The organism is Salinibacter pepae, from assembly GCF_947077775.1.
Taxonomy (GTDB): Bacteria; Bacteroidota; Rhodothermia; order Rhodothermales; family Salinibacteraceae; genus Salinibacter; species Salinibacter pepae.
Genome location: NZ_CAMTTE010000001.1, coordinates 2,441,684 through 2,454,641, shown reverse-complemented (window position 1 = coordinate 2,454,641; position 12,958 = coordinate 2,441,684). Strand labels below are relative to the sequence as shown.

Sequence of the window (12,958 nt, the reverse complement as noted above, 5' to 3'; positions counted from 1 at the left end):
GCGCGATGGTCGTCAACCGACCGGGCCCGCGAAAGCGGTTCTATGAAATCCGGGGCCCCTCCATTGCGTAATTCTTTGCCGGCCGGTAACAATGTGGCCGTGCATTTTTCGGAGACGCCTTCGTTTTTCCGTATTGGCTCGGATCCACTGGATGTTGTCCCCAACGCCATGATTAGTTACGCCTCCACCACGCGCGGCATCACGGTCACCGTACGGCCCATCTACCTGGACGAGCCGTCCGACCTTCTGGAGCGCGAGTTTGCGTTCGGGTATGCCATCCAAATCGAAAACACCAGTCCGAACGAGGTCCAACTGCTCCGGCGTCGGTGGATCATTGAGGCGGGCAACGGCAGCCGGCAGGATCTGACCGGCGACGGCGCGCTCCGGCCCCATCCGGTGATTGCGCCCGGCGAGACCCACGTCCACGACGGGTCCTGCACGATCGAGTCGTTTAACGGGACGGTGGAGGGCAACTACCTCGTGCAGCGGGCCGACGGGGAGCAGTTCCGCGTCTCGGTCCCCCCGTTCCCCCTGCACGCCGCGGCGAATTGAGCGTATTGCGTATTTCGTATTGCGTATTTCGTATTGCGTATTTCGTATTGCGTATTTCGTATTGCGTATTTCGTATTGCGTATTTCGTATTGCGTATTTCGTGCTTGATGCGGGAGTCAATCTTACGCAGTACGCATCACGCAGTACGCATCGGTCTTTTCAAGAGAGAACGCCGCTCCCACAGAATCAGTGACGGGTCCCCGAGCGGATGCCGCGCCCATCAACTCGCCACGACCTCAATCTCGATGTCGTAGTCGTCGGTCGTAAGGGTAATCGTCTGGTTCTCGTTGGTGAGCCCGTAGTCCGTGATCGCGTCCGGAAAGGTGTCGTCCGGGGCGCTCATGTTGAACAGCGCGTCGGCCACCACCTGCCAATCTTCCGGCGTGAGGTGCACGGTCGCGTCCCGGCCCTCGGCGACCATCGGCGCGTATTCGAGCACCTTCTCGAGGTGGTTGATCGCCTGCTTGAGGTGCTTGTTTTCGGGGATGTCGGAGTCGAGATTGGCCATGTCGGAGGCGGCAGCGTCCGTAGAATACCGAGTGGCTGCGCCCAACGAGGGGGCTCGGCGGCACGTTCCCGGGTGGGGGCATGGGGGTGTGGAGAATAGAAGGGTGGGGCGCAGGAGCGGGACGCACGGCACGGTTCGGGCGTGCTCTGTTGCCCCTCGATCCTCGTCAAGCACGGGCACACCCCAGATCGCCCCGAATCGGTGCCAGGCATTCTGAACACGGAGACACGCCCCCTCTGCGCCCCACAACCTGCACCCCGCCGACGCGTTGGGGTTCTCGACCCATCTTCTCGCTGCCCCTTGCTCCTCTCTCCCCCCACGCCCAGATGCGCCAATACCTCGACTACCTCCAGGACGTCCTCGACCACGGCACGCGGCACGAGGACCGCACCGGCACGGGCACCATTCGCGTGTTTGGGCGACAGCTTCGGTTCGACCTGACCGAGGGCTTCCCGCTGCTCACCACGAAGCGGGTGTGGATGCGGGGCGTCACGGAGGAACTGCTCTGGTTTCTGCGCGGGGAGACCAACATCCAGTCCCTGGTGCAGGCCGGCGTGTCGATCTGGACGGACTGGCCCCTGCAGCGGTACCGGGACGAGACCGGCGACGAGATCAGCCAGGAGGCCTTCGAGGAACGGATCGCCACAGACGACGCCTTCGCCAAGCGGTGGGGCGACCTCGGGCCCGTCTACGGCACACAGTGGCGCGACTTTGCAGGGCCGGAGGGACGGGTGGATCAGATCGAGCGGCTCGTCCGTGGCCTCCGCGAGACGCCCCACTCGCGCCGCCACGTCGTGAGCGCCTGGCATCCTGCTCAGATTGAGGACGCCGCGCTTCCGCCGTGCCACTACGCGTTCCAGTGCTTCGTGGAGGGGGAGCCGGGCGACGGGCGCCTGTCGCTCATGTGGCAGCAGCGCAGCGTCGACAGCTTCCTCGGCCTTCCGTTCAACATCGCCAGTTATGCCCTGCTCACGCACATGCTGGCCCAGCAGGCGGGCCTCACGCCGCACGAGCTCATCTTCAACGGCGGCGACTGCCACATCTACCAAAACCACGTGGAGCAGGTCGAGGAGCAGTTATCTCGCACGCCCTACGACCGGCCCACACTCCGCCTCCACCAGCGCGACTCGATCTTCGAGTACACCGCCAACGACGTGTCGATCGAGGACTACGCGCACCACCCCGCCCTGACGGCCCCAATCGCCGTGTAGAACATGCGGCCTGCCTCAGAACGAGATCTGCATCCGCGTGAGGAGCAGCGTCTCGGGGTCACGGGTGGGCCCCGCCCCGACGGCCTCAAACCCAGTGCGCTCCAGCCCGAGCATAACACGCACCATGGCGTTGGGGTACCAGCTCAGGGTGAGCCCCCAGGCCGTTGCCCCCGACGCCGCCGCGGGCGCCGCGAAGGCCGGAAACGCCTCGTCGTCGAACGTGACCCCGTGGACGCGTCCTCCCAATTCGATCGCGCCCGTCCCCCGCTCGGCGCCGAAGGGATCGTCGGGGACCACCTCGCCCTCTCGGGCGTCCTCTCCCGTCAGCACCACGGCGGCACTGGCCTGCCACGCGCGGTGTGAGAGCGTCTCCGTCAGCGGCCCACGCCGTGCCGTCTCCGTCGTCACCGTGTACGTCCCCAGCAGCGCCACCGGCCCCGCGTACAACCGGGCCTGTGGCGCCAGCCGCCACCGCCGGCCGTCCGCCCGCGCCTCGTCTCGATACCCGAAAAACGACTGCCGACCCGTCGTGCGCAGTCCCGTGAGCGCCGGCGTGGCCGCCGTCCCGGTCACCGTCCCCACCGTCCCCGCCACGCCCACGCCGAGCCCCTTCCACATCCCGTTCGTGCCCGCAAGCGGCACCACGAAGACCCGTCCCGCGGCCTCTTTCGCGTCGTCCACGTCCCCTCCTGGCTCCGACGCTCCGGGCGCCCCGTTGAAGAGCCCGAGCGCGTAGTGCAGCCGCCCCGCTCCCACATCGCCCGCAAGCATGACGCCCACATCGCGCTCCGGGACGAGCCCCGCCGGAAATCCCCGCTCGACGTGCATCAGGCCCGTCGACGACGATAGGACTTCCAGCCCCACCGGCACGTTGAACCGCCCCATGCGCAGCCGAAGGGCCGGGGCAACCCGGGCCTCGACGAACGCGTCGTCGATCTCGGGGCCGCCAATTCCGAAGTCGCTCCGGAGGCTGAACGCAAACCGGTCGTAGACGCGCCCCTGAAGGCGGGGCCGGGCACGCCGGAGAAAGAAGCGGTCGCCCCCCGCCGGCTCCGTCGTGCTCGGGAAGAAGCGCGCGTCGGCGTAGAGGTCGCCCCGGAGGCGAAGTGCAAATGCGCCGTCGCCGGACACGACCCGAAATCCCTCCTCGCCCGCCTGCACCTTTCCGCCCGCCCCCGACGCGGCGTCCGTTTGCGCCTCTCCTACATTTCCCATCCCCACGAGCCCCAGTACCACGAGAAGGACGACGAACGGACGTGGGCGGGCAGTACTCATACGGAAGGTATCGAACCGAAACGTTGAGCGGCAGCTGCGAGGTAACGAAATTGTTAACCATCTCTACCGGCTACGCTCAAAAGTGTTACCGGTCCGCGACGGCATGTAGGGAGAAAATTCGTTGAGACCACTCGGGGTCAGAACGGCAGCGCCGTCTGCACGCGGTAGTAGAGCTGCACGTCGTCGCGCGTCCCCACCTGCGCGGCCGGCTGCGCCACCCCCAGGGCGTGCCCGACGCGCACGCCGAACAGGCGCAGGGCGTTTTTGACCTCCACGCCCGTCCCGAGCTGCCGCGTCCCGCCCCGGAGGTCGGCGTCCCGCCACACCATGCCCCCATCCACAAACGCCGAGAGCGTCGTGTACCCGAGGCCAACGACCCCGAGCACGTTGGTTTGCAGACTGGAGGCAACGGGCACGCGGTACTCGGCGCGCCCGAAGGCCACCCGGGTGCCCAGCACGTACCGCCGGTAGCCGCGCACCCGCTCGGCGTCGCCCAACGAGACCGGCACAGCACCGGGCAGGGGCAGGTCGATCGCGTCGTAGCGCGAGAAGCCAATGTAGTCTTGCGGGAACGACGCCCCAGTCTGGGCCTGCAGCCGCCCGTAGAGGAAAACCCGGTGGTCTCCGATGCTCGGATACACGGCGTATCCCGCCACGTCCCCGCGCAGGAACGAGCGGTCGCCGCCCAGCACCTCGGCCGCGCCGGTGGCCCGGAGCCGAAGGCCCCACCCGTCCAGCGGGTGCACGAGGGGGTGCCGGGACGGCGGTTTCTTGCGGCGCAGAAACTGGAGACGCAGGCTCGCTTGCTGCCCGGCCTGAGGGGGCGAGAGGGGCCCGAGGGCCGCAAAATCGTCCGGGTCGAGCGGGTCAAGGTCGGCGTAGCGCAGTCGGGTGGAAAACGAGGTCGAGACGTAGGGCGCCACGCGCCAGTCGAGCGGCCACCGCACCGTGAGGGCGCCCCCCGTTCGGTCCTCCACGAGCAGGTCGTTTCCGTAGATGCGGGCCGACGAGGAGGCGCTAAACAGGCTGAGGCCAATCGTGGGGCGTAGCTGCCGGTTCAGGTACGTCGCCACGACCTCGCTCTTCTCGTCCGGGTCGGTGACGGAGACGCTGCCGGCCGCGTTGAACGTGTGTGTGCCCAGCGGCTCGGTCCAGGATGTCACCCCCGCAATGCCAAAATTGTCGGTGGACGTGTAGTACGGCAGCGCCCCTGACGCCCGGTGCGTGAGGTTGGAGAGGGCGTCGTAGTCGCCCTGAGACTCAATGAGCGAGGGATCGGGGGCCAATTGCTGCGGGATGGTGCGGGGCGGCCGGGTCGTCGTCCAGTCGTCGTACTGCCCCGGCACCGCGGGCTCGGGGGACCGCGCCGTGCGGGGGGCGGGGATGCGGAAGGCCCCGTCGCGCGCCTTCGAGAGGGCCGTAGAGGTCACGAGCGCCCCCTCCGGAGCGGCACGGCTCGACTCGGCCCCGAAGGCCGAGTCGGCGGGCACCCAGTCGTGCACCGTGGCGCCGCGGACGAGGTGGGTGGCGCGGCGGTGCGTGTGGGTGGACGGGTCGTAGACGAAGGCGTTGGGGACGCCGTCGCGAAGGGAGGTGTAGGCCAGCTGCGAGCCGTCGGGGCTCCACACGGGCCGCCGGTCGTCCACGCCGGGATCGGTGAGGGCGGTCGACGCCCCCGTGTCCAGGTCGTAGAGGACCAGTTCACGCTCGGCCTCGGAAACGCGGGCGAAGGCCAGGGTGTCCTGCGTGGGGTGCCACCGGAGCGCCGTGATCTGCACGTCGCCCTCGTAGTCCGTCACCCGCGTCGTCCCGCCCGTCTTCAGGGCCCGCAGGTAGACATTGGCCGTGCCGCCCTCGGTGGCCACGAACGCGAGGCGGTCCCCGCCCGGCCCAAACGTGGGGGCCGAGGTGCGGCGGCCGTGTGTGAGGCGGCGCTCGTCGGTCCCGTCCGCATCGACCACGAACACGTCGTCCACGAGCGAGCCGTGCGCGGCCCGCGTCCGCCGGCTAAACGCGATCCGCTCGCCGCTGGGATGCCACGCCACGGGCGGCTCGATCGCGCCTTCCGCCCCCCTCGTCACGGCCCCGGTCGACGGGTCGATCACATGCAGGCGGCGCACCGGCCGGGCCGGCGAATGCTGGGTGAGCGCGGCGATGCGCGACGTGTCGGGGCTGTATGCCAGGCCGTCCACGTACCGCCCCGGCACCGCGAGCGTGTCGGTCTGGAGCGAGTCGAGCGTTTCGAGCTGGCCGGCGAGCGTGTTGTAGTAGACGTTCACGTCGCGCCGCCACTGCTCGTAGAACGTCTCGTAGGACTGCCCGGCGGCCGCCCGAAACGCCGCCTCAAAGTCGTGCACCTCGGCGAGCCCGAACAGCACGTCCGTCTTGTGATGGAGCAGGTCCGTGAGCGTCGAGTCGCCGTGCTGCTGGGCGAAGTAGCGCACCTGGCTGTGGCCGGAGGCGTAGAGGAGGCGCCCGTTCCGGAGCGACCGGCCGTCGTCGTAGGCGAGGGCGTCGTCGAGGACGGCGGCGCGGAGCCAGCGCTCGCCCCGCTGGGCGTTCCACGTCTCGGCCTGGTACTGCGCGAGGCCCTCCGTCCAGACGCGCGGGAACGAGCCGCCGAGCGCGAGCGCCCAGACGCCCAGGCCCGACCGTGCCGCCTCGTAGTGAAAGAGGTGCGTCAGCTCGTGGGCGAGCACGAGACGGAGCCACGTGGACGTCCCAGAGAAAGAGGCGGCCCAGTCGTTGGCATGGACCCAGATGTCGGTATAGCCGGTGCCGAACGGGACCGCAAAGCCATTGACGATGCCGTCCTGGTCGCCCAGATAGACACGGATCCGATCGTCGAACGCCACGTCCAGGGTGGCCGAGAGCGTGTCGTAGGTCGCCTCCGCGATCGGCGCGGCCTCGGCGGCGATGTCGCCGAGGCGGGCGGGGTGGACGATCTCGAAGTGCTCCGTCGTCGCCACACGCCAGTCGATCTCGGGGTGATTGCGGCCGGTCACCGTGCTGAAGCTCTGGGCCTGTGCGGAGAGCGTCGTGACGGCCAGAAGCGCAGCGCAACAGAGGACGGTGCGGGGCGTCATCGCGTGCTTATGTGGAAGGGCGAAAGGGAGAATGGGGGCGCGGGTGAGAGGAGAGGGAGGCGGGTCGGAGAACGAGACAAGGGACAAATGAGAGGCCTGCCTCCACAAGGAATGGGGCACAGGGGATGAGGCACGGGTGGAGACGGTTCTCCAGTCGGTGCGGCGCCGACGTTCAATCGGCCGGCATCTCCCGTGCTTCCTTTCTTCCGTTCCCCGACTCTCATGTCGAACAAGGCCGGATGCTTTTCCTCGGCACACCACGTCGGGGCGGACTGCACCAGAGGAGTTAGAGACTCAGTTGCTCGCGGAACTGCTTCGAGCGGCGGCGGGAGAGCTCCACCTCCATCCCGTCCTCGAGCGTGGCCTTCAGCTTGTCCGTCGCCCACGGCGTCACGTCGGCGACCCACCGCAGGTTGAGGATGTGCTGGCGGCTGGCCCGGAAAAAGCGGTCGGGGTCGAGCCGATCCTCGAGGTAGCTGAGGGAGCGATGGGTGAGCGGCTCCTCCCCGTCGAAGTAGAGCCGCGTGTAGTTCCCCGCCGCCTCAAACAGGCGCACGTCCGCCAGCTGCACAAACCAGCACCGCTCCCCGTCCTTCACGAACACCTGGTCTTCGGCCGTGAGGGGGGCTTGGGGCGCCTCGCCCTCCGCCCCCACGGCCTGCGGCCCCGCGGCCCGCGCCTGCACCGTCTCGATCGCCTGCGCCAGGCGCTCCGGCTCCACCGGCTTCACGAGGTAGTCCAGCGCGTTGACCTTGAAGGCGCGGATGGCATACTCGTCGTAGGCGGTCACGAACACAACATGCGGCACCGCGTCGAGCCGCGTCAGCAGGTCGAACCCGCTGTCGCCCGGCATCTGCACGTCGAGCAGCAGCAGGTCGGGATTCTCCTCCTGAACGGCGGCCTCCGCCGCGTCGGCGTTGGCGGCCTCGCCGGCCACCGTCACGGCCTCGTGGGGCCCCAGCAGGCGCCGAAGCTCTCGGCGCGCCAGGCGCTCGTCGTCCACGATGAGGGTACGGAGCACAGGGGAAGACGCCATGCCGGTTGCTACGGGGTTGTGCGGTTGTGCAGCAGGTCGGAGCCGGGCTTCGTTCTCTGGTCAGTCGCGGGCCGCAAGGGGGACCTCCCTCTGCACCACGGGCGATTCGGGGACGGTCCGGACCGGAAGCACCGCGGTCGCGGAGACGGTCTCGGCGTCCGCATTTTCTACGGTCAGCGACGCCTCCGTCCCGAAGAGCAGCCGCAGGCGCTCGCGGGCATTCTCCAGCCCAGTTCCGCCCTCTTCCGTATCGAGGGTCCCGGGATTGGTCACGCGGATGTGAAGGGCCCCGTCCACCACCCTGCCCCGGACCGTGATGACGCCGCCCTCCTGGCAGCACGCCACCCCGTGCTTGATCCCGTTCTCCACGAGCGTCTGCACCAGCATGAACGGGACCGGGTGGGATCGTGCCTCGTCGTCCACCTCAATTCGGTGACGGAGCCGGTCCTCGAAGCGCACCTTCTCGAGCTTCAGGTACGTGCGCACGGTCGACAGCTCCTCCTCCAGCGGTACGGTTTTCATGTCGTCGGCCTGAAGGGTGCTCCGGAGCAGGCGGGCCAGACGCGTCACCATGCGCTGTGCCCCGTCCGGATCTTCGGCGATGAGGGCCCGGACGCTGTTGAGGCTGTTGAAGAAGAAGTGGGGGTTCAGCTGCAGCTTCAGGGCCTTGAGCCGGGCCGTCTCGGCCTGGGCCTCCAGCTTCCACTTGTCCACCTCGGCCTGCCGGTAGCTCCAGAAGTAGTGGACGCCGAAGTAGATGAGCGACCACAGCATCAGCAGAATCCACATGTTCACCACGGAGGCCAACAGCATCCCGATTTCCGATTGGACCTCCTCGTAGAAGTCCAGCTCCAGCACGTAGCGCCCCACGCCGTCCGTCGTGAGGTGCAACAGGAGGGCGACCGTGAGGGTCGCCCCCACGACGCGGGGCGCCAACTGGCCCAGCGACATCTGCGTCCACCCGCGGCGCTTCGCGAGGTGCCGGTAAAGATGGGTGTACAGCACCCCTGCCGCAATGAACACGACGTACGACACGCCCCACTTCCAGGTAATGGTCTGGAAGAACGAGTACAGGGTGAGGCGCATCACCGAGTATCCGGTCCACCCGCCGAACTGACAAATCCAGTAGGCGTGTCTCCGAGACATCGTCGGGGGAAGATCGTCGGGAGGGTGTCGGCTCAAACGGAAGGGTTCACAAACGGGTCGAGTGGGCCGTCAGGTCCGGAGGGGCGTCGGCACCACGTGACGGGGTCGGCATGCCGGCACCGGCGGGGAGATGGGTCCCTTCAATGAGCGGGGCGGGGCTTCGCTGGGTAGGCGTCACGGCCGGGGCCATCCGTCGTCCCGCCCTCGACCACGAGGGAAGGTCAAAAGACGAGCCGCGACTGCGCCCGGGGCTCATCGTTCGTCGGGCCATTCTTCCGCTCATCGACCGCAGTCCCCATTCGTCGAAGCCTCCTTGCGCTGGCCGAAAATGGCGTGTATGCTTATGAATCCAGCTTCTGCGGTGTCCCCGGGCGGCCGGCGGCCCAACGTTCATCGAAGACGGCTGCACGCATCCATACAGACTTTTCGAGCGGTGGGGCCCCGAAGTGCCCCGGTCGACGGTTGACCGGGGGCTTCGGGTCCTTATTTTTGGGCCGCGCCGGCAGTTCGGAGGCCGAACGGAATCTCGCGGCCCGTCCCCCCGTACGAGCAGGGGTTCGTCGGTTTTTGCCTCCTCGTGTCCCGCAACGTGCCCGACCTCACGTCCTGCTCCGCCGCCGAGTTGGCCCGTCGCATTCGTGCCCGCGAGGTCTCTGCCGTCGAGGTACTGAAGGCGCACCTGGACCGCATCGAGCGCCAAAATCCGGCCGTCAACGCCGTGGTGACGCTGAACGCGGAGCGGGCCCGCGCCCGGGCGGAGGCCGCCGACGCGGCCCTGGCCCGGGACGAGGTGTGGGGCCCCCTCCACGGCGTCCCGTTCACCGTCAAGGACCAGTTCTCGACCGCCGGCCTGCGCACGACCTACGCGCTGCCCCACTACGCCGACTTTGTGCCCGCCGGGGACGCCCCGCAGGTGGTGCGCCTGAAAGAGGCCGGGGGCGTCCTGATGGGCAAGACGAACCTGCCCCTGGCGGCCTACGACTGGCAGTGCGACCATCCAAATTTTGGCCGTGCCAACAACCCATGGGCGCTCGACTGTACGCCCGGTGGCAGCTCGGGCGGCTCCGCGGCGGCCCTCGCGGCGGGCCTGTCGCCCCTGGAGCTGGGCGCCGACGTGGCCGGGTCCATCCGCGTGCCGTCCCACTTCTGCGGCGTGGCCGGCCTGCGCCCCACCGAGACCGGCCCGCTGCGCGGCATCCGGCCGCCCGACCGCCCGGCCACCGTGCGCCACATCGCCGTGGCCGGGCCGATGGCCCGCACCGTGGAGGACCTGCAGCTGGGGTGGGCCGCGCTCTCGGGCTCGGCGGACGCGGTCGACGCCCCCACGCCCCCCGCCGAGGCCCTGCGCGTCGCCGTAACGCCCGAGCTGGGCGGCGTGCCCGTCGACACCGACACGCAGCGCGTGCTCCGCGACGCCGTCGCGGCCTGGCGCGCCGCCGGGTGCGAGGTAAAGCGCCGGCCCGCTCCGTTCGACATCGAGGACGCGTTCGACACCTGGGCCCGCATCCAGGGCTTCGAGCTGACGGCGGGCCTGCCCGCCCCCCTGCGCACGGCGCCGCTCCGGCAGCTGGTGTGGCAGGGGTACGTCCGATCGCAGTACGGCTTCCTCGCCGGGCGGATGGCGACGGGCGCCGCCCTGCATCCCCGCGGCTACTTCGACGCGCTCACCCGCAGGGACACGCTCGCCGACACGCTCGACATGTTCTTCCGGGACTGGGACCTGTGGATCACGCCTGTGGCCGCCACCCCGGCCTTCACGCACCGCCGCACCGGGGCCGACCTCGACATCGAGGGCGTCTCGGTCCCCTACGCCCTTCCCATCGCCCCCTACAACTGCCCGACCGCCGTGACGGGCCATCCCATCCTCACGCTGCCCGCCGGCCGGTCGTCGGACGGGCGCCCCATCGGCCTGCAGGTGCACGCCCGGCGGGGAACGGACGCTGACCTGCTCGCGGCGGGACGGCGCCTCGAAGCGGCGCTGGGGGACGTATCGTCGCTGGCCCCGCTGGGGGCGTGATCGCTGCTGCCGTTGCGGATCAGTCCCGTTCGGCAACGAAGATGTGCGAGCGGTCGCTCATTCCGTTTGCTCCGACAGCAGGGTGATTCCCACTCTCTGGATGAAGAGACAACAGGGGATCAGTCAACATTGTAGAATTAAGCCGCTTTCGTCTGATGGCATTCGCCCCCCGCCATAGAATCGAAGCCAAGCGGCCTCGAAGAAATCGGTGTCTCGGAGGCCCTGAGGACGAAACGTCTGAAATTCGGCATGCCCGAGCGCTCTGACGGAAGGGAAGAGCGGGAGTTTGCCGAATTTCAGTGGAGGCCGAAAGGCCTCAGCCGATTTGTTCACAGCCTTGACCTTTTCGTCCATTTTGAGTCAAGCCAAAATGGACACTTCTCGCAGGGAGAGGGCAAGAAGCAGCTACTCTGAGCTAACCCTCACACCATTGGGGGGGTTAGTCAAATGCGTCGCTTAGAAAACGCCCCCCGAAATGATGGGCAGCCCGGCTTCCTACCCGTCGAAGCCAGATCCGTCCCCGGACGTCCGAATGACGCTCTTCCAAACGGTCGACTGCGGAAAGCGCATCACGGTCCACCTCGAAGTCTTCGGACTCGGTGTCGATCGCGACGTACTTCTGGGCGTCCTCTTCAGCGTCGACCTGCGGACGCACGAGCCGCTCAAAAATCTCATTCCCGCGCTCGGCAAGGCCTTCTGTGTTTTCAGCCATGGTACTATGAACAGGTCGTGAATGGACATCCGGGGGAACGCATACGCCAGCCGTCGAATTTCTTTCCCGGAACGCGTCCGACTCAGTACTCTCAGCCATCAGACACACGCCCGGTGTGTGGCAGACGCGACGCTCCTCGCTGCAGATTGCTGTCTCTTCGCAGCGCTGCGGGGCGAATCGTTACTCGTGCCGCCGGCTAGGCCAAGGGACTGTCCTATCGCTGAAAAAGAGCGACGTACTCGGCGAAGACGTAGCGGCGGTTGCGCTGCTTGCCGGTCGTCTCCTCCAGGATGCCGAGGTCTTCAAGGTCCTGGAGGAGGCTCCGGGCGGTCTTGGGGGTCACGTCCAGGTGCTCAGCGACGTTTTTGGCCGATCGGACGTAGGGCTCCTGGTACAGCCGCGTGAGCAGGGTCCGCGCGTTCGCGGCTTTGCGGCCCAGCGTCGTGATCTGCTCCTCCACTCGCTCGCGGAGGGAGAGGAGGTCCTCGAACGTGTCGCACCCCTGCCGCGCCGTCTCGCGGACCGCCACGAGGAAGAAGCGGATCCAGTGCCCCAGATCATCCGAGGCGCGGACGGTCATCAGCGCGTCGTAGTAGGCGGCCCTGTGTCGCTCGATGTAGCTTGACAGGTAGAGCGACGGCTTGTTGAGCAGCCCGTGGCGGATGAGGTACAGGGGGATGAGCAGTCGCCCAATCCGGCCGTTGCCGTCCAGAAACGGGTGAATCGTCTCGAACTGGTAGTGGCTGATCGCGATGCGGATCAGGCGGGGCACCTGAACCGACTCGTTGTGCCAGAACATCTCCAGATCGCTCATCAGCCGATCGATCTCGTGGTGTGGAGGGGGGACGTAGACTGCGTCGTCCAGGCTGGCCCCGATCCAGTTCTGGCTCCGCCGGTACGCGCCCGGCTGCCGGTTCTGGCCGCGCACGCCCTGCATCAGCGTCCGGTGCGTCTGCTTGAGAAGACGGGTGGAGAGGGGAAGCGTATCCAGCGCGTCGATGGCCTCCCGCAGGGCCTGTACGTAGTTCTGAACCTCCCGCCAGTCGTCCCGCCGGTCCGGATCGACCTCCTCTTCCGGACGGATCGCCTCCTCCACCTCGGTGCGTGTCCCCTCGATGCGGCTGGAGTCGGTGGCCTCCTTGACCACATGGAGCCGGATGAAGAGATCGACGTCGGGGACGATGCGCGAGAAGGCATTCAGCTCGCCGAGCGCCCGCGTGGCCTCTTCCAGCAGCGTGTTGATGCGCGGATCGTCCCACGCCCAGCCGTGATTGACGGACGACGGAATAAACGCCTCGTAGCTCCCCTGCAAGACGTACCGCCCCGACTCGTACTCGTCGAGAGATACGGTGTCGGTCGGGGGCCGAGACTCAGTCATGGGCACCGGGCGGAAAGAACGAGGCTGAATCTACTCT

At 67.9% G+C, this 12,958-nt stretch carries 10 protein-coding genes; 3 read left to right on the top strand and 7 right to left on the bottom strand.

The annotated features are described in order from the left end of the window. The first annotated feature begins 168 nt into the window (after nucleotides 1-168). Nucleotides 169-552 carry a Co2+/Mg2+ efflux protein ApaG gene (gene apaG, locus OJA40_RS10225; protein WP_263792477.1) on the top strand — a complete coding sequence of 128 codons (384 nt, stop codon included), beginning with the start codon at nucleotides 169-171 and terminating at the stop codon, nucleotides 550-552. Between the two features lie 220 nt (nucleotides 553-772). Here apaG and OJA40_RS10220 read toward each other — a convergent pair whose 3' ends face one another. Then, nucleotides 773-1,060: a hypothetical protein gene (locus tag OJA40_RS10220; protein ID WP_231847297.1), complete on the bottom strand. Its 288-nt coding sequence runs from the start codon at nucleotides 1,058-1,060 to the stop codon at nucleotides 773-775. A 326-nt stretch (nucleotides 1,061-1,386) separates the two neighbouring features. On the opposite strand from OJA40_RS10220, the gene OJA40_RS10215 reads away from it, so the two are divergent. After that, on the top strand, nucleotides 1,387-2,271 hold the full coding sequence (locus tag OJA40_RS10215) for a thymidylate synthase (protein WP_208427656.1): 885 nt from the start codon (nucleotides 1,387-1,389) through the stop codon (nucleotides 2,269-2,271). Between the two features lie 15 nt (nucleotides 2,272-2,286). On the opposite strand, the gene OJA40_RS10210 is transcribed toward OJA40_RS10215, so the two are convergent. The 4 genes from OJA40_RS10210 to OJA40_RS10195 form a co-directional block, all read right to left on the bottom strand. After that, nucleotides 2,287-3,546: an OprO/OprP family phosphate-selective porin gene (locus tag OJA40_RS10210; protein WP_208427655.1), complete on the bottom strand. Its 1,260-nt coding sequence runs from the start codon at nucleotides 3,544-3,546 to the stop codon at nucleotides 2,287-2,289. Nucleotides 3,547-3,683: 137 nt separating this feature from the next. Then, nucleotides 3,684-6,632 carry a hypothetical protein gene (locus OJA40_RS10205; RefSeq protein ID WP_263809273.1) on the bottom strand — a complete coding sequence of 983 codons (2,949 nt, stop codon included), beginning with the start codon at nucleotides 6,630-6,632 and terminating at the stop codon, nucleotides 3,684-3,686. A 286-nt stretch (nucleotides 6,633-6,918) separates the two neighbouring features. Continuing rightward, nucleotides 6,919-7,668: a LytTR family DNA-binding domain-containing protein gene (locus OJA40_RS10200; protein ID WP_208427126.1), complete on the bottom strand. Its 750-nt coding sequence runs from the start codon at nucleotides 7,666-7,668 to the stop codon at nucleotides 6,919-6,921. 60 nt (nucleotides 7,669-7,728) lie between these two features. Continuing rightward, a complete protein-coding gene (locus tag OJA40_RS10195; RefSeq protein ID WP_263810575.1) occupies nucleotides 7,729-8,814 on the bottom strand; it encodes a sensor histidine kinase in 1,086 nt (361 codons plus the stop codon). Nucleotides 8,815-9,403: 589 nt separating this feature from the next. Here OJA40_RS10195 and OJA40_RS10190 point away from each other — a divergent pair. Further along, nucleotides 9,404-10,831, top strand: a complete 1,428-nt coding sequence (locus tag OJA40_RS10190) for an amidase (RefSeq protein ID WP_263810573.1) — start codon at nucleotides 9,404-9,406, stop codon at nucleotides 10,829-10,831. Nucleotides 10,832-11,270: 439 nt separating this feature from the next. Here OJA40_RS10190 and OJA40_RS10185 read toward each other — a convergent pair whose 3' ends face one another. Both OJA40_RS10185 and OJA40_RS10180 read right to left on the bottom strand, forming a co-directional pair. After that, nucleotides 11,271-11,543, bottom strand: a complete 273-nt coding sequence (locus OJA40_RS10185) for a hypothetical protein (RefSeq protein ID WP_208427127.1) — start codon at nucleotides 11,541-11,543, stop codon at nucleotides 11,271-11,273. Between the two features lie 214 nt (nucleotides 11,544-11,757). Then, entirely contained in the window at nucleotides 11,758-12,921 is a 1,164-nt protein-coding gene (locus OJA40_RS10180) for a Fic family protein (protein WP_263810571.1), read from the bottom strand. Nucleotides 12,922-12,958: the final 37 nt, after the last annotated feature.

Excerpts from the sequence above, each read along its gene's own strand:
- OJA40_RS10220 (WP_231847297.1), bottom strand. The coding sequence starts at position 1,060 with ATGGCCAATCTCGACTCCGACATCCCCGAAAACAAGCACCTCAAGCAG.
- OJA40_RS10205 (WP_263809273.1), bottom strand. The coding sequence starts at position 6,632 with ATGACGCCCCGCACCGTCCTCTGTTGCGCTGCGCTTCTGGCCGTCACG.
- OJA40_RS10185 (WP_208427127.1), bottom strand. The coding sequence starts at position 11,543 with ATGGCTGAAAACACAGAAGGCCTTGCCGAGCGCGGGAATGAGATTTTT.
- OJA40_RS10210 (WP_208427655.1), bottom strand. The coding sequence starts at position 3,546 with ATGAGTACTGCCCGCCCACGTCCGTTCGTCGTCCTTCTCGTGGTACTG.
- OJA40_RS10215 (WP_208427656.1), top strand. The coding sequence starts at position 1,387 with ATGCGCCAATACCTCGACTACCTCCAGGACGTCCTCGACCACGGCACG.
- OJA40_RS10195 (WP_263810575.1), bottom strand. The coding sequence starts at position 8,814 with ATGTCTCGGAGACACGCCTACTGGATTTGTCAGTTCGGCGGGTGGACC.
- apaG (WP_263792477.1), top strand. The coding sequence starts at position 169 with ATGATTAGTTACGCCTCCACCACGCGCGGCATCACGGTCACCGTACGG.
- OJA40_RS10200 (WP_208427126.1), bottom strand. The coding sequence starts at position 7,668 with ATGGCGTCTTCCCCTGTGCTCCGTACCCTCATCGTGGACGACGAGCGC.
- OJA40_RS10180 (WP_263810571.1), bottom strand. The coding sequence starts at position 12,921 with ATGACTGAGTCTCGGCCCCCGACCGACACCGTATCTCTCGACGAGTAC.